At 30.6% G+C, this 17421-nt stretch carries 17 protein-coding genes and 1 tRNA gene; 15 read left to right on the top strand and 3 right to left on the bottom strand.

Going from position 1 to position 17421, the window contains the following annotated elements; all coding sequences use genetic code 11:
• Positions 1–20 precede the first annotated feature (20 nt).
• From fmt to ACH5TW_RS01495, 3 genes are all read left to right on the top strand, one after another.
• On the top strand, positions 21–968 hold the full coding sequence (fmt, locus tag ACH5TW_RS01505) for a methionyl-tRNA formyltransferase (RefSeq protein ID WP_439334708.1): 948 nt from the start codon (positions 21–23) through the stop codon (positions 966–968).
• Positions 969–1156: 188 nt separating this feature from the next.
• Entirely contained in the window at positions 1157–1429 is a 273-nt protein-coding gene (locus tag ACH5TW_RS01500; protein WP_034040429.1) for an HU family DNA-binding protein, read from the top strand.
• A gap of 124 nt (positions 1430–1553) precedes the next feature.
• The gene (locus ACH5TW_RS01495) at positions 1554–2114 is read left to right on the top strand and encodes a YqgE/AlgH family protein (protein ID WP_439334707.1); all 561 of its coding nucleotides are present in this window, start codon (positions 1554–1556) and stop codon (positions 2112–2114) included.
• On the opposite strand, the gene ACH5TW_RS01490 is transcribed toward ACH5TW_RS01495, so the two are convergent.
• Together ACH5TW_RS01490 and ACH5TW_RS01485 are read right to left on the bottom strand one after the other, a co-directional pair.
• The gene (locus ACH5TW_RS01490) at positions 2111–2953 is read right to left on the bottom strand and encodes an aminotransferase class IV (protein WP_439334706.1); all 843 of its coding nucleotides are present in this window, start codon (positions 2951–2953) and stop codon (positions 2111–2113) included. The genes ACH5TW_RS01495 and ACH5TW_RS01490 overlap by 4 nt on opposite strands.
• Before the next feature lie 64 nt (positions 2954–3017).
• Positions 3018–3410, bottom strand: a complete 393-nt coding sequence (locus tag ACH5TW_RS01485; protein WP_439334705.1) for an START-like domain-containing protein — start codon at positions 3408–3410, stop codon at positions 3018–3020.
• A 129-nt stretch (positions 3411–3539) separates the two neighbouring features.
• Between ACH5TW_RS01485 and ACH5TW_RS01480 the strand changes: the two genes are divergently transcribed.
• A tRNA-Met gene (locus tag ACH5TW_RS01480) sits at positions 3540–3613 on the top strand.
• Positions 3614–3753: 140 nt separating this feature from the next.
• Here ACH5TW_RS01480 and ACH5TW_RS01475 read toward each other — a convergent pair.
• Entirely contained in the window at positions 3754–4008 is a 255-nt protein-coding gene (locus tag ACH5TW_RS01475; RefSeq protein WP_439334804.1) for a pyridoxal-phosphate dependent enzyme, read from the bottom strand.
• A 483-nt stretch (positions 4009–4491) separates the two neighbouring features.
• Here ACH5TW_RS01475 and nrfH point away from each other — a divergent pair, with 483 nt between their 5' ends.
• The 11 genes from nrfH to ACH5TW_RS01420 all read left to right on the top strand — a co-directional run bounded on the left by nrfH (position 4492) and on the right by ACH5TW_RS01420 (position 17400).
• Entirely contained in the window at positions 4492–5091 is a 600-nt protein-coding gene (gene nrfH / locus ACH5TW_RS01470) for a cytochrome c nitrite reductase small subunit (RefSeq protein ID WP_439334704.1), read from the top strand.
• Positions 5092–5105: 14 nt separating this feature from the next.
• Positions 5106–6605: an ammonia-forming cytochrome c nitrite reductase gene (gene nrfA / locus ACH5TW_RS01465; RefSeq protein WP_439334703.1), complete on the top strand. Its 1500-nt coding sequence runs from the start codon at positions 5106–5108 to the stop codon at positions 6603–6605.
• Between the two features lie 81 nt (positions 6606–6686).
• Entirely contained in the window at positions 6687–9830 is a 3144-nt protein-coding gene (locus ACH5TW_RS01460) for a cytochrome c biogenesis protein (RefSeq protein ID WP_439334702.1), read from the top strand.
• A gap of 339 nt (positions 9831–10169) precedes the next feature.
• Positions 10170–10823: a hypothetical protein gene (locus ACH5TW_RS01455; RefSeq protein ID WP_439334701.1), complete on the top strand. Its 654-nt coding sequence runs from the start codon at positions 10170–10172 to the stop codon at positions 10821–10823.
• A 244-nt stretch (positions 10824–11067) separates the two neighbouring features.
• Positions 11068–12024 (top strand): sensor histidine kinase, encoded by a 957-nt coding sequence (locus ACH5TW_RS01450; protein ID WP_439334700.1) that lies wholly within the window; start codon positions 11068–11070, stop codon positions 12022–12024.
• A gap of 5 nt (positions 12025–12029) precedes the next feature.
• Positions 12030–12791, top strand: coding sequence for a LytR/AlgR family response regulator transcription factor (locus ACH5TW_RS01445; RefSeq protein WP_439334699.1), 762 nt, complete (start codon positions 12030–12032; stop codon positions 12789–12791).
• Between the two features lie 143 nt (positions 12792–12934).
• A complete protein-coding gene (locus ACH5TW_RS01440; protein ID WP_439334698.1) occupies positions 12935–13876 on the top strand; it encodes an adenylate/guanylate cyclase domain-containing protein in 942 nt (313 codons plus the stop codon).
• A gap of 231 nt (positions 13877–14107) precedes the next feature.
• Positions 14108–14296 (top strand): hypothetical protein, encoded by a 189-nt coding sequence (locus ACH5TW_RS01435; RefSeq protein WP_439334697.1) that lies wholly within the window; start codon positions 14108–14110, stop codon positions 14294–14296.
• 199 nt (positions 14297–14495) lie between these two features.
• A complete protein-coding gene (locus tag ACH5TW_RS01430) occupies positions 14496–14972 on the top strand; it encodes a hypothetical protein (protein ID WP_439334696.1) in 477 nt (158 codons plus the stop codon).
• Between the two features lie 48 nt (positions 14973–15020).
• Complete coding sequence (locus tag ACH5TW_RS01425; protein WP_439334695.1) at positions 15021–15437, top strand: META domain-containing protein; 417 nt, start codon at positions 15021–15023, stop codon at positions 15435–15437.
• Between the two features lie 124 nt (positions 15438–15561).
• On the top strand, positions 15562–17400 hold the full coding sequence (locus ACH5TW_RS01420) for an SLC13 family permease (RefSeq protein ID WP_439334694.1): 1839 nt from the start codon (positions 15562–15564) through the stop codon (positions 17398–17400).
• Positions 17401–17421 lie beyond the last annotated feature (21 nt).

Genomic DNA, 17421 nt, shown 5'->3' with positions numbered 1-17421 from the left:
AATAAAATAAACACAAAAAAATGAAAGATTTAAGAATTGTATTCATGGGTACGCCCGATTTTGCAGTTACTATATTAAAAGCACTCGTAGAAAATAAATATAATATTGTTGGTATTATTACAGCACCCGATAAACCTGCTGGTAGAGGTCGTAAACTAAACGAGAGTGCCGTTAAACAATATGCAAAAACTCAAAATCTAAATATATTACAACCTACAAATTTAAAGAACGAAGCTTTTTTAGAAGAATTAAAAGCACTTAATGCAAACCTTCAAATAGTTGTTGCCTTTAGAATGTTACCAAAAGTTGTTTGGCAAATGCCTGAATATGGAACATTCAATTTACATGCCTCCTTATTACCAAACTACCGTGGCGCTGCACCAATTAATTGGGCCATTATAAATGGTGAAACAAAAACAGGTGTTTCAACCTTCTTTATAGATGAAAAAATTGATACTGGTGAAATGATTTTACAAGAAGATATATTAATTGATTCTGAAGAAAACGCCGGAAGTCTGCATGACAAATTAATGCACCTAGGAAGTGAGCTTGTTTTAAAAACCTTAGCTTTAATTGAAAAAGGTACTTTAAAAACAACACCGCAAGAAGAAAATGCCGAAACAAGAACCGCCTATAAGCTTAATAAAGACAATTGTAAAATTAATTGGAACGACAACATAAACCATATATATAATATGATTCGTGGTTTAAGTCCATATCCTGCTGCTTGGTGCACCTTAATTAATGGAAATGATGAATTAGCTATTAAGATTTACGCCGCTAAAAAGGAGACTTTTAATCACTCATTAATTAATGGTAGTATTATTTCTACGAAGAAAGAATTAAAAGTAGCAGTAACAAATGGTTACATAATTATTGAAGAAATTAAGCTTCCAGGTAAAAAATTAATGGATATAAAATCGTTATTAAATGGGTATACATTTGAAGCAGATGCAAAAATGCTCTAAACCCTTATTAACAGTGATATCTTAAAAAATCCGACAAAATACACTGTCTTTATTAACAAAAGTATTAAGTTATCAACAATACTGGGTATTTCCCTTGCTATTACTTGCGTGGTAGCATAATCCGTATAAATTTGTAGTAGGATTTAACAAAAAGTTTAACCAATTTATTAATAATTAAATTTTACATTATGAACAAAACAGATTTAATCGATGCAATGGCAGAACACGCAGGAATTACTAAAGCTGCTGCAAAAAAAGCTTTAGAGTGTGCAATCATTGAAATTGAAGGAGCTTTACAAAAAGGTAACAGAGTTTCTTTAGTAGGATTTGGATCTTGGTCAGTTTCTAAAAGAGCTGCAAGAGAAGGAAGAAACCCTCAAACTGGTGCTACAATAAAAATTAAAGCTAAAAACGTTGTTAAGTTTAAAGCTGGATCTGATTTATCAAGTGCAGTAAACTAAGTTTTACTTCTTAATAATTCAAAAAAAGCCTTCAATTAATTGAAGGCTTTTTTATTTTATATTACTAAAACAGTTGCTTATTTAATAAATATATATTAGATTTAGTTGATAAATATTCAAATCTATGGTAACATCAAAACCTAAAAAAGGTGATTTACTTATTGCGGAACCTGCAATAATTGGCGATGTTTCTTTTAATCGCTCTATTGTATTATTAGCAGATCACACAGAACAAGGCTCTATAGGTTTTATATTAAATAAACCATTAGAATACACCATAAATGACTTGGTACCAGAAGTAGAAGCTACATTTAAAGTTTATAATGGTGGTCCTGTAGAACAAGATAACTTATATTTTATTCATAAAATACCACATTTAATACCTAATAGTATAGAAATTTCTTTAGGTATATTTTGGGGTGGTGATTTTAGTAAAGTTGCCGAACAAATAGCAAACAATACCATAAAAGAAAACGATATTCGTTTTTTCCTAGGTTATTCTGGTTGGGATACCAACCAATTAAAAGAAGAATTAAAAGCTAATTCTTGGGTAGTAGCTGAAAATATTTACAAAAAAAATATTATTGAAAAAAACTACGAAACCTTTTGGAAAGAAAAAATGTTAGAATTTGGTGGCGAATACAGTATTTGGTCTAATGCACCAGAAAATCCTAGTTTTAATTAATTCAATCTAATTTTTATATTCAATTTCTGTAATAAACTTTTAGCAAACTCATTAGTAAAAGTCTTTTTTCTATACTTTGTTACAGACTGAATACCAACAATAACATTAGTTATAAAAATTTCATCTGATTTTTGAATTTCAAAAGGAGAAATGGAATCTTCTACAAGTTCGTATTCTGGAATAGTTTTTATTATATCAATAAGTTGCTTTCTCATAACACCTTTTAAACAACCATCATTAATTGGTGGTGTTTTTATAGTATTTCCTTTTACTAAAAACACATTTCCGTTAAGCGCTTCAACAACTTTTTTATCTGTATTTAAAACAAAACAATTATGTAGGTTATTTTCATTCGCATAAATACTTCCAACAATATTTAAAGCTTTATTATTTGTTTTTAAAGTTGATAATAAACTTGGTGATATATAATAATCTTTAAACAAATCTACTTCGTAAAAATCTTCGTTAAGTATATATATATCATTATCATGGGATTTTGTTGTAATAAAAAAATTCACATTGTTTGTACTAGGCAAATACAAACCGCCTTCTTCTCTAAATACTGTTAATTTAATTCTTGAAGATGCTGTAGTTAATTCATTAGATTCTAATGTTTTTTTAATTTGATCTTCTAAAAACTCCATAGTAAAATCCATAGGAATTTCCATGCGCATAATTCGCATAGATGCCATTAATCTAAAATAATGATCTTCCCAAAACAACAAAGTACCATTTAATACTTTTATAGTTTCAAAAAGTGCATCACCGTATGCTAAGCCTCTATTTTGAATAGATAATAGTACATTATCTTCTAAGATATTTCCATTAAAATTTGTCATAAAAAAAACCCATTCTTATATTAATTAAGAATGGGCAAATATACTTTAAAAAATATTTATAAATTTAAGCTGAACCTAATACTTGCTTTAAACTGGAAATTTGATTTTCCCATAGCATTTTAGATTCATCAACTTCATCTTCTTCTGCAAAATCTGTAATCATTAAAGATACATCTTTAGTAATTTCATCTACTTGTATTCTAATTTCAAAATAACACTGTGAACCTTCCTCTTCATCATCAATCCATCTAAATTTAACACGCTCACCACTTTTTTTACTTAAAAGTTTAGCTTTTTCTTCACTATCATCCCAAATAAAAATAAACAACTCTCCTCTTGAATTTACATTATCTGAGAACCATTCTGATAAACCAGACGGAGTAGATATATATTGATATAACAGTTGAGGAGATGCGTGAATTGGGAATTCTATATCAAATTTAATTTTATCGTCCATATAGCACTTTAAGTTTATGTTGCCAATATATACATTAATTGATAAGTATAACAATAATTTTAATAATATTTTACCCAAGTAAAGTTTGTGTACAACAATAATGTTTTTATATTTGCAGCCTTAAATTATGGCGAGGTAGCTCAGCTGGTTAGAGCGTCGGATTCATAACCCGGAGGTCGCGGGATCGTGCCCCGCTCTCGCTACAAGGTAAACAAAGAAAAGCTGAAGATATATCTTCAGCTTTTCTTATTACAGGTACAACATAGGTAAAACAAATGAATCTTTTTTTAATGGACACCATGAATTAATACAATTAGCAATAAATATTATTAACCAGATATAATTATTGTATTAATTCATTTGAATAATAAAAATTAGCAGGCAAACCACCAGTATGCCAAAAAAGAACATTGGAACCTTTTTCTATCTTGCTTTTAATAATATAGTCAAGCATTCCATAAAAAGCTCTTCCAGAATATACTGGATCTAAAATAATTCCTTCATTTTGAGCTAACTCCTTAATTGCTTTTATTTCATTTTGAGCAACAACCCCATATCCTTTTGTATCATAGCCTCCAATTAGCGTAGCATCTTTAATAGAATATATTTTTATCCTATTTGGCGGACTTGATTCACGCTTTTCACTTGGGAATGAAGTGTTCCTTTCCAGTACCGATAGCTATCGAGACGGAAAGGGTTAACGGTATGAAAAATTAAAAATATGGATTATGTCCAAGAACTATTTTAATGAAGCTCTTTTTCTGGAAAGAAGTTTTTAAGGAATAGAAGGAAATGTGCTGAATTATTTCTAGAAACTATCCTAAAATTAGCTACATTTGAAAAGAAATAGGACAACATCATTGATAACAATATTTTGCGAATTTATATTAGACTTTTCATAATTAGATACAAATAAACCTGAAAATATAAAATATAAAGAGCTAAATCATAACTGGTATATTATGTACCTATAAAAAAGTATTCCAAAAATTTAATTACCACTTCCTAAACATAAAAGAATAAAAAAAAAATTGATAGTCAAACATTTATTGCCTATTTTTAAAAAAAAACAACAACATCATTGAATTTTAAACGACGATTTTTACCCTCAAAAACCTCTAAATGGAGAACTACTGCCGTTTTTTTTATTGCAGTAGTCATTGGTTTAGGCTTGTTTATGGCAAGAGAGTCTAGAATAACATCTTATATGTCTGATGATCCTCAAGCCTGTGTAAACTGTCATGTTATGACACCTGTTTATAATAGTTGGATGCATAGTTCACATCGCGAATGGGCTAAATGTAACGACTGCCATGTACCTCATAATAACATCTTCAATAAATATTACTTTAAAGCAAAAGATGGTTTATATCATGCCTCTGTTTTTACAGCTCGTGCAGAACCTGATGTTATAGAAATGAAAGAAGCTTCTCAAAAAGTAGTACAAAGCAACTGCATTCGTTGCCATGTACAACAAGTTACACAAGTAAAATATGATGGTTGGCTAGAAGGCCATAAAGAAAATAGAACAGGACGCCAATGTTGGAGTTGCCATAAGCAAGTACCTCATGGCAAAGTACATGGTTTAACCACTATAAAATTTAATGTTGCCCCATTGCCTACCGATGAAGAAGATGAACTTGTTATACCTTCTTGGATGCAAAAACAGATTAAAGATTAATAAAAATATATAGTATGAAAAACAAAGTATTATTTATCGTAACCATTATTGTCGTTTTTCTACTAGGGCTTTTGGCATCTAGTATTGTAAATAGAAAATCTGAAGCAAAGTATAGATACGTACCTCAGGTAAATATAGGAGAGAATGAACCTAGAAATGCGGTTTGGGGAGAGAATTTTCCATTAGAATATCAATCTTCATTACAAACTTTAGATACCACATTTGCTTCTTATCAAGGTGGTTCACGTATGCGAGATGTTCTTGAAGAAGATCCTCGTTTAGTAGTACTATTTGCTGGCTATGGTTTTTCAAAAGATTACAATCAAGGACGTGGACACTCCTATGCTATTGAAGATATACATAATTCATTACGAACTGGAGGACCAAAAGGCAAAGGTGATGGTCCTATGCCAGCAACCTGTTGGACATGTAAAAGTCCAGATGTGCCACGTTTAATGAATGAAATTGGTATTGCTGAATTTTATAGTGGAAAATGGGCAGACAAAGGTGAAGAAGTAGTAAATCCAATAGGATGCGCCGATTGTCATAATCCTGAAACTATGAAGCTTCGTATTACAAGACCTGCTTTAGTAGAGGCCTTTGATGCTATGGGAAAAGATATTAACAAGGCTACACATAATGAAATGCGTTCATTAGTTTGTGCACAATGCCATGTAGAGTATTATTTCAATAAAAATTTACCAGGAAAAGAAGGTGTACCTTATTTGGTGTTCCCTTGGAAAGATGGCATGACCGTTGAAGATATGGAAAAGTATTATGACAACTTAGAATTTAAAGATTGGACACACAAAATAAGTAAAGCACCTATGTTAAAAGCGCAGCATCCAGGATATGAAACATTTACTACTGGAGTTCACGCAGATAGAGGTGTATCGTGCGCCGATTGCCACATGCCTTACAAAAGTGAAGGCGGACAAAAATTTACAGACCATCACATTCAATCACCTTTAAACAATACATCTAATGCGTGCCAAGTATGCCATAGAGAAGAATCTGGCAAACTCATTGCCAATGTTTACGAGAGACAACGTAAAGCTACCGAAAATAGATTGAAATTAGAAGACCTTCTTGTAAAAGCGCATTTAGAAGCTAAAAAATGTTGGGATTTAGGAGCCACAGAAGAACAAATGAAGCCCATATTAACAAATATTCGTCACGGACAATGGCGTTGGGATTATTCTGCGGCAGCGCATGGCGCATCTTTTCATTCTCCTGTAGAAACTGCAAGAGTTATTGGTAGCGGATTAGTGATAGCGCAAGAAGCTCGTGTTAAACTAGCGCGTTTATTAGCCGATTTAGGGCATAATAAACCTATAGAAATGCCTGATATTTCTACTAAAGAAAAAGCACAGGAATTTATAGGTCTAGATATGGAAAAATTAAGAGCAGAAAAAGCAGAATTCAAAAAAACGCTATTACCAAAATGGCTTGAAGAAGCTAAAGCTCGTGAAGATAAGATGCCAATAAATGCAGTATCATCTGTAGAAAACTAATTTTATTTCTAGATTACAATATTAAAGATACCTTATTATACAAAAAGTAAGGTATCTTTTAATTTACATACCACCTAATTCATGAATAAATTATTACGCCTATTCTCCTCGCCTATTTTAGCAGTGCTATTCTTACTTACTTTTGCGGTGTCTATGGCTGTAGCCACCTTTATCGAAAACGACTTTGGTACGGCGACGGCATGGAAACTAATTTATGATGCTTGGTGGTTTGAACTCGTTATGTTAGGACTCGGTATTTGTTTCATAATGAATATTTATAAATACAAACTTTGGCGTTTAGAAAAATGGGCATTACTTATGTTTCATTTGGCTTTTATCATCATATTAATTGGCGCAAGCATTACACGCTATGCGTCTTATGGCGGAATTATGAGAATTCGCGAAGGTGCTTCTTCTAACATTATCGTATCTGATAACAACTATCTACATGTACACTTATCTAATGGCAAAACTGTAAAAACCATTAAAAAACAACTTAATTTTTCTCCATTAAGTAATAACGATTTTAGTATTGCTACAGAATTCAACACGACTCCTATTACCATTTCTTACAATGAATTTATTGCAGATGCTGTTCCAGAAATAAAGGACGATGCTGAAAATGGAAAAGCCATGATTCAAATGGTGGTTTCAGCAGGAAACGGAAGAGAAACTGTTTTTTTAGAAAAAGGCGAAGTTGAAGCTATTGGTGCTCATAAACATAAAGTAGGCTTTGAAGTTAATGAACCAGATGTCATCAATATTATTGAAAATGATGGTGTATTTAGCATTCTTTCTCCCAGAAATTTAAGTACGTTTGTTATGGCTACAGAAATAGCGGGAACCATTAAAAAAGATAGTTTACAAGCGATGTCGTTACGAACATTATATCGTGATGGTGATGCTTCATTTGTGCCGCTATCCTATCACCCAAAAGCTGAAATAGCGCTTGTAAGTGCTTCAGAAAAACCAAAAGATAATGATGAACAAAAGGATGATGCTTTAATTGTCAATATTAAAGTAAACGAAACTACTAAAGAAACAACATTACTGTATCGTGAAGGCTTTTTACCAACAACACATAACTTAAATATTGATACTATTAAAGTATCACTATCCTATGGAGCTGAAGCTATAACGACGCCTTTTTCAATTCATTTGGATGATTTTCAATTGGAACGCTACCCTGGTTCTACAAGTCCATCAGCATACGCAAGTGAGGTTAAAGTTATTGATAATAACACCGAAATACCTCATCGTATTTTCATGAATAATGTGTTAGATTATAATGGCTATCGCTTTTTTCAAGCCAGTTATGACACAGATGAACTAGGAACCGTATTAGCCGTTAATCATGATGTTATTGGTACAAATATTACTTATTTGGGCTATTTATTAATGATGATAGGTATGTTTTTTACACTCTTTGGAAAAGCATCTCGTTTCACATTAATCAATAAAAAATTAAAAAAGCTAAAACTAAAAAATGCTTTAATACTTCTACTTTTCCTGAGTCTTTCAAATACTTCTTTTGCTCAAGATAAAACCAACAAAACACCAAAAATTGATTTACAAACCATAGAACAACAGCGTATAGACAAACAACATGCTGAATTGTTTGGGCGTTTGATGGTTCAAGATTTAGACGGACGCATAAAACCTATGAACACTTTAGCTTCCGAGTTTTTAAGAAAACTATCGCGTAAGCCTTATTTTAAGTTTACACAAGATGGAGAAAGTATTCGTTTTAATGCAAATCAGGCATTTCTTGCTATGCAATCGGCATCAAATATTTGGCAATATATTCCACTTATAAAAGTAGACCCTAAAAAAGGAGGAGAACTCTTTAAAGATTTAAACATTAGTGAAGATGGTTTAGTGTCTTTTGTAGGTTTATTAGATGATAAAGGAAAGTACTTTTTTGGACAAGTTGTTGAACAAGCTAATAAAAAGAAACCTGCAGAAAGAAGCGAATTGGATAAAGAAGTTTTAAAAGTAGATGAACGTTTCAATATTCTTTATAACGTATTTTCTGGAAATTATTTAAAAGTATTCCCTAATAGCAATGATGAAAACAATAAATGGCACAGTCAAACACACCATTTTCAAGATTTCCCACCTGAAGATGCAACATTTGCTAAACAAATTATCCCAACTTATTATAAAGATGTTACCACTAAAAATTGGGTAGCAGCGAGCGAAAAACTAGAATATATAAAAACCTTTCAGGACGTTTTAGGTAAAGATATTATACCTAACCGTAAGCGTATTGAATCTGAATTATGGTACAATCAACTTAATTTGAATTTTTGGTTGTTTCAAGTATTTTTTACTTTGGGAGCTATTCTTTTAGTATTAGCCATAACTAAAATTTTTACTAGGAAAAAAGCAATTGAATTCCTTTGGAATATCTTCATTATTATAACCCTTATTAGTTTCCTTTTATTCACAGGAAATATAATCCTCCGGTGGTATATAGCACAACATGCACCTTGGAGTAACGGTTATGAAATGTTAGTATTTGTATCTTGGGTATTGCTGCTCTGTGGATTAATGACGTTTAGAAAATCTGATTTTGCATTACCACTCTCCACCTTATTTTCAGGAGCTTTATTATTTGTAAGTTATCTAGATTGGTTAAGCCCTGAGATAACCAATTTAATGCCTGTATTAAAATCGTTTTGGTTAAAAATTCATGTCGCCACTATTGTAAGCAGTTATGCGCCCTTAGCACTTTCTGCAATATTAGGACTTATGGCATTATTACTTATGATTTTTAAAACTGAAAAATCAAAGAAAGAAATTGATATTCGAATTAAAGAACTAACCTATATCAATGAAATTTCAATGACAATTGGTTTATTTGTACTAGCCGTTGGAACCTTTCTAGGTGGTATTTGGGCAAACGAATCTTGGGGGCGTTATTGGGCTTGGGACCCAAAAGAAACATGGGCTTTAATTAGCATTATAGCATATGCTATTGTTTTGCACCTTAGGCTTATCCCTAAGTTAAAAAGTTCCTTTATACTTAATACAGCTAGTGTTTTTGCATTTGGCTCAATTATAATGACATCCTTTGGTGTTAATTATTATTTATCTGGACTACATAGTTACGCTGCTGGAGACCCATTACCAATTCCAACATTTATCTATATACTAATTGTTATAATTATCATTGTATCCGTATTAGCTTATTATAGAAAAAGAGCTTTTTCTCTCAACTAATTAAGACTTATATCTTATAGATTTATCCCCTTTGTTTTAAAATTATAAATGGGATACTTGTACTTTCAATATAATTCGCTTTCAAGTTAGAGCACTTCACTTTAGATTTTAGTCACTTCACTTAAAAAGTCAAGATTTAGACTTTAATCGTGACATACATTTGTATAAGAATTAAAACATTAACGTCATGAAAAATTTAAAATCAATTCTAAAAAAATGGGGTTTTGTAAAACGGTTTTTACATCTAAAAAGCTCTGAAAATCACACCTCAGTAAGATTAAATTTAATCAACAGAGATACTAATGACATCCATATGTTTATATAAATATACTAGAAATCATGAAAACACTAAACAAAATACTAAGTATATTAATACTAATTATTATGTTTACAAGTTGCTCAACTGTCAAAGTTGTTAGTACTTGGAACAATTCAAAAGAACTCAATTTAAATGATAAACGCTTAATGGTAATCAGTAAAACAGACGACCGTGTAGTTAGAAGTCAGTTTGAGAATGACTTAGTAAATAAATTAAGAGAACATGGTCTTAATTCTATGGAAAGCTTAACCGTTTTTCCAAAAATTGACACCGAGGTAAAACTCAACGAAAATGAAGTTAAAAATATCGTTGAGGATTTAAAAAATAAAGGCATAGACATTATTATTCTTAACACTCTGAAAGAGACTCAAGAATATTCAAGAACAGAAACCATTGGTGGAGACTACTCAACACTTTATTTCCCAAGATATTTTAGAGGTCCTAATGGAACATTCTATCGTTATTACAGTAGTATTCATGTAAAATCTAAGCCTGAAAGCACCATTACCCATACTGGTAAAAAATACATTCTAGAAACTGTAATTTACGATTTAACAAAAACTGATAACGAACGATTGAGATCAGTTATAACGACAGAGATTGATAACCCCAAATCTTTAGGAACTATTTCTAAAGATTTTTCAAAACAAATAGTAAAAGAATTGATAAAATAATTTTCATGTATAGTTAGTTTGGTTGGTTAGTTTGACTGCCAGAGATTACTGAAATATATTTCACACCTCTCTGGCAGTTTTTAATTTCATAAATAATCAGCTAAAATTATACAATTTACTTACATTAATTTTAATTATATTAGCTATGTTCTTCATCAATAATACTATAACCATTTTGACAACCAAATTTATAAAGCAAAACGTTTTACTAGGTATAGCCTTTATTATATCAACACTTTTAACTTTGCCTAGAATTTTGATTATCTTTGATATTGTAGATGATTTATCCACAGCATTCACTACAGCTTCTGTAAAAGATATAATCTTTCGGTTTTTATGGTTTACCTTTTTTTCATGGTTGCTGCTAGAATTTAATGCCAATACTAAATACTTTTATTCAAAATTTCAAAGCTTTTTAAGAGGGTTAACAACTATAATTATAAATATTGCTTTATACTTAGCATTATTACATTTATTCTTCTTTTTGTATCCAATATTAGTAGGAGAGTCAATGGTTTCAGAAGAAGAAGGGTTAACATACTTCATCTATTTCGTTATAACAGTAATAATAATCTTTATAGCTAGAATTTTAAGATATCAATTGAGCTTAAAAGAAAAATTAATAGAGCAAGAAGCTTTAAAACAACAAAGCTTACAAAATGAATTGATGGCTTTAAAAAACCAAGTTAATCCTCATTTTCTATTCAACTCTCTAAATTCATTAAGTGCACTTGTTAAAGAAAATAAAGATGCTATAAATTTTATAAACAAACTCTCCTCCATGTATCGTTATATATTACAAAGTAGTGAACAAGATTTAGTATCTATAGAAGAAGAACTTGAGTTTTTAAGTAGTTATATACATTTAATAAAAACAAGATACCGCAATCGTTTTAAAATCACTTATAATATTCATGAAAAATGGATAAAAAAAGAAGTACCCGTCTTAGCACTTCAGTTATTAGTTGAAAATGCAATTAAACACAATGAAATATCAGAAGAAAATCCACTAGAAGTTAATATATATTCCGAAGATGAGTTTATAATTATTGAAAATGAAATAAGACCCAGAAAAAGTTTAGCTACTGGAACCGGTAATGGCTTATCAAACCTTAATAAGCGGTATTATGCTCTAAAAAAGAAGCACATATCAATAAGTAACAAAAACAACACATTTAAAGTCAAACTTTCTTTAAATTAATCATCATGAAAGTAGTTATTGTAGAAGATGAATTAGCAGCAAGTGAACAACTCACTTACTTAATAAATAATATAGATTCTAACATAGAGGTACTAACTGTTCTTGATTCTGTAAAATCGGCCATTGATTATTTTTCTAATCCAAGTGAAGCGGTTTTAGTTTTTATGGATATACATCTTTCTGATGGTATTTCATTTGAAATTTTTGAACAGGTAACTATCAATATTCCAATAATATTTACAACAGCTTATGACCAATATGCACTAAAAGCATTTAAGGTAAATAGCATTGATTATCTTTTAAAGCCAATTGATGAGGAAGAATTAAATAGCTCAATCAAAAAGTTTAAAACCAACTCAAAAATTGATACAATACCTTATAACAACATTCAACAATTAGTACAATTAATGCAATCTAAAAATCAAGTTTTCAGAACTACATTTTTAGTACATCAGAGAGATGAATTAATTCCTGTTAAAACAGAAGATATTGCTTATTTTTATATAGAAAACAGTATTGTAAAAGCTGTGACAGGTAAAAATCAAACTTACATAATAGATAAAAAACTAGAAGATATTGAAAACGAAATAGACCCGTATAATTTTCATAGGGCAAACAGGCAATTTATACTTAATAGAAATGCTATACAGAATATTAAATTCTACTTTAATGGAAAACTAATTATTAATGTAAATCCGCCATCTAAGGAGCGTATTACAATAAGCAAAGCAAAATCGTCAGAAATAAAAAATTGGATAAATAATTAGGCTCACGAAAAACATTTAATTATCAATGACTTAATTTGAAATCTAGACATAATAAAATATTACAAGATTATATCATAGGTTGGTTAATTGCAAGCCTCGTCTGGCAACTCCTTCGAGGATCTCAGGACGCAAACATCCCTTATATGGAGAATTCTTTCTCCAACATACTTTTTATATTCATTATAGCATGGATTACCCAAGGACTACTTTATGGCATACTCCATACTTTTCTTGAGAAATTAGTTAAAAAACGTATTTCATTATCTAAATTATTTGTATTTGCACTTATACTACAAATTATATCGGCTATTGGGTTTTATGTATTTATATTCTATTTGTTTCTTAAGATTGAAATATTTGTAGACGCTACTTTTAAAATATCCGAGTTTATTCAATTACCTGTCATTTGGGTAAGCTTTATCTATACTATATTAGTCAACTTTTTTATAAGTCTTTTTCTCAATATTAATTTAATGCTAGGTGAAGGCAACTTGATTAAATTCATTTCAGGAAAATTCTATACGCCAAAAGAAAAAGAGTTTATTTTTATGTTTTTAGATCTTAGAAGTTCTACCACAATTGCAGAAAAATTAGGACATATAAAATATAGCAGGCTCCTTCAAGACTGTTTTTTTGATTTGGCCATAGTTAATAAATATGAAGCTTCTATTCACCAATATGTGGGAGACGAAGCGGTATTAACTTGGCCGTATAAGGAAGGCCTTAAAAACGCTAAAAGCATACGCGCTTTTTATGCTTTTAAAGATCAAATTAAAAGTAGAAAAGATTATTATCTGAAAACTTATGGTTTAGCACCAGAATTTAAAGCAGGTATGAATTGTGGTATCGTAACTGTTGCAGAAGTTGGTGAACATAAACGTGAAATTGCTTATCATGGTGATACTATAAATACAGCTTCAAGAATCCAAGACCAATGTAATCGATTAGGGTTTGACCTACTTATTTCAGAAAAACTTTTAAAAGTCGTAGAAATTGACTTATGGACGGCAACTAAACTTGAAGGCAATGTGCTTCTAAAAGGTAAGCAGGGAACAGTAAATATCTATTCCGTAACACGCACTTAGGATACTCTCTAATCTAAGTAGCATTTTTGAAGTTATATCACTATAATTAGGGCATCAAAACAGCGCTGTTTTCTTCAATTCTTATCAGTTAACTAATACTAACATTTTAAGTTCACTTTCAATTAGAATCACTTCACTATTCTATTTGGTCACTTCACTTAGTTAACCTCAATTTCAACTTTCACTTAGACCTAAATTTGTACTATAAATAATAATTAAATACAAATAGATATGAAAACTCAAAGCACAACAATTAACAACGCTCAATTCAATAAAAATTTTTATAGACCTATAATAGGAGAAATACCAACATATACTATACTCGAAAAAGTTAAAATAGTTTTCAGAAATGCAATCAAAGGATTTATCAAAATACTAGAAGAATATGGAACCGCTGCAGGAATAGCTATGAGACAATAAAACTATAAATCATGACTATTCTATTTAAAATACCTAAAAAATTATAGTATTAGTGTCGGTATTAATTCAAATAGGAGTTTTTGGATACACTAAAACGAGAGAGAAAATAAAATCATTATTAACCATTAAGCACTTCAAATGAATCCATTAAAAATGTAAAGCACGGGTACATTTGAATAAAAATTAAAAACAAAATAAAATGAAAAATTTTAAGTATTTATTAATTACAATCGTTAGTCTTTCTATATCTGTATTATCATGTAGCAGCGACAACGATAACGACCACGACTACCACTTTGAGTTCTCAAGTGTTATAAGAGCAGAACTTCCTGAGGAATTTAATTACGGAAGCTCTTACCTAGTTAATGTAACTATATCTCTGCCCAATAGTTGCTATTTTTACTATGATCAATTTGATTACATTTATGATGGACCAACAAGGCTAATTTACCCCATAGTACATGTAGATGATGGTATTGGCTGTAATGAAGCTATTACCGAAACAACATTTTCAATACCAGTAAGAGCATTACAGAAAGAAACTTATGTTTTTAAATTTTATCAAGGTAAAGATTCTGATGGAAAAGATACATTCTTAACTATTGAAGTTCCAGTAAACAGCAGAAATCAAAAGAATATTGAAGATTTAAAAACAAATGATATTATATTTGATTAATCATAAAGAACTAGGTGAAATAAAGAAAGACATTTTTTAAGTATGAAAATGAATAGAATTATATTAATGATACTGGTAGTTACAATGAGTTCATGTGTATCATCAAAAAACTCTAGAGATACTAATCTATTCAATGTGACTTGGGAGCTTGAGTTTATATCTGGACCACGAATTGCTTTTTCTGGTTTATACCCTGATAAAAAACCAGTAATTACTTTTAATAAAACGACTAAAAAAGTAGAAGGTACAAATAGCTGCAACGGGTATTCGGCAGAGTATACTTTAGAAGGTGATGAAATTTCATTTGGCGAGCCGGGGCCAACAACAATGATGTTTTGCGGAAATGGAGAAAAAGTCTTTTTAAATACCATCAAAAAAATCAATAAATATATCATAGACGCTGACGGAAAATTGAATTTAATGATAGGTGATGTTATTATTATGCGTTTTAAAATTATTGAATAGTAGAACTCTTCGAGATTAAAAATAGATCTTAAAAAGAGGTGCGAAAATGTAAAACGCACCTCTTTTCATTTGAATAGACTTTAGTTTTAACTATTTTAGTCCAACTAACTTCTTTTTATAATTTATGCTTACACTTTTAATTATTTTAGGTATTACAATTGCACTCTTTATTTGGGGTAAATTCACTCCAGATATTGTGGCGCTAATGTCCATGCTAAGCTTGTTTTTATTTGGCATTCTAGATCTTTCTGAAACTCTTAGCGGGTTTAGCAACCCTACAGTCATAATGATTGCTTCTCTATTTATTATTGGTGAAGGTTTATCTCAAACAGGATGGACTGCATTAGCAGGTCAAAAATTTGTAAAATGGGCAGGAAAAAGTGTTCCAAAACTATTAGTATTAGTCACATTAGGTTCTGGTGTTTTATCTGGTTTTGTAAGTAATACCGGAACTGTTGCTACTTTATTACCTGTTACAGTATCTGCGGCATATAAAATGGGCACACTACCTTCAAAATTATTAATGCCAGTTGCTTTTGGGTCAAATACTGGCGGCTTATTAACATTAACAGGAACACCTCCAAATATTATTGCCAGTAATGCTTTAGTGGAAAATGGATTCCAATCCTTTTCATTTTTTGAGTTTGCATTAATTGGGTTGCCATTACTACTCGTTTCAATTTTATATTTCCGTTTTATTGGTTATAAATTATTGCCAAAAAACACTTCTGAAAATCAGCCAATAAATATAGATTCTGAAATGCATCAATGGATTGAAAATTATAGTATTGATGAAAATATTTACCGTCTAAGAATACGTTCAATGTCTCCTCTGTTAAATACTACTATTGGTGAATGGGATTTTGATAATAAATTCAATGTTTCAATAATTAGATTAAGAAGACGATTTCCAAATATTGTAAAAGGCGTAAAACAATATATTGAATTTCCAACACCTGATACCATTTTACAATACCATGACATTATTACTGTAAAAGGAAACACAGAAGATGTAGATAAAATGATTCTGAAGTTTAAACTTAATTTGATTCCTTTTAAAAATAATAATGATGAGCTAAAGGATGAGTTTATAAATCAAGAAGTAGGTATGGCAGAAATGATTGTGACACCCAAATCACTTTTTTTAGGACACAACATACCTATGGGATTGTATTTAGAACAAGCAGGCATTCAATTATTAGCTGCATCAAGAAATAACAAGCCTTTAAAAGATAAAAATGTAGCCGTAAAAGCTGGAGATGCATTTATTATTCGAGGTACTTGGGAGCGTATAGAACATTTAAAAAGCGTTTATAAAAATTTAGTGATTTCTGGAAACCCTGAAAGCATGTCTAAGGATGTAAATACGTTAACCTATAAATCGTACATTTCATTAGCAATGCTTTTACTAATGATTGCATTACTTGTATTTAAAGTTGTTCCTGGAGCCATTGCTGCCATGATTGCTGCGGGTATTATTTTATTAACGGGATGTGTGCCCATGGCAAAAGCATATAAAGGGATTAGTTGGATAAGTGTCGTAATGATTGCAGCAATGATTCCTATGGGTATTGCGCTTCAAAAAACGGGTGTTGCGGAACTTGCTGCCAATAGCTTGGTTACTAATTTAGGAAGTATACACCCTATTGTTTTATTAGGTGGTATATTTTTATTAACTACTGGTTTTAGTCAAGCCATTAATAATTCAGCAACTGCTGTTTTAATGGCACCAATAGCCATATTAGCCGCCACGTCTTTAAATATTTCACCTGAACCATTTATGATTGTTGTTGCCATTAGTGCATCTACCGCTTTTTTAACCCCCGTTGGCACAACAACCAATGCCATGGTTATGGCTGCGGGCGATTATAAATTTATGGATTATGTAAAAGTTGGTGCACCTTTATTATTACTATTTTTTATTTTATCTTTGATTTTAGTGCCTATGATTTGGCCTTTTTGATTTTTCAAAGAACATTCATTA

It is taken from the genome of Thalassobellus sediminis (assembly GCF_044386045.1).
GTDB lineage: Bacteria > Bacteroidota > Bacteroidia > Flavobacteriales > Flavobacteriaceae > Thalassobellus > Thalassobellus sediminis.
The sequence above is the reverse complement of the archived record's forward strand: the minus strand, read 5'-3'. Positions and strand labels throughout refer to the sequence as shown.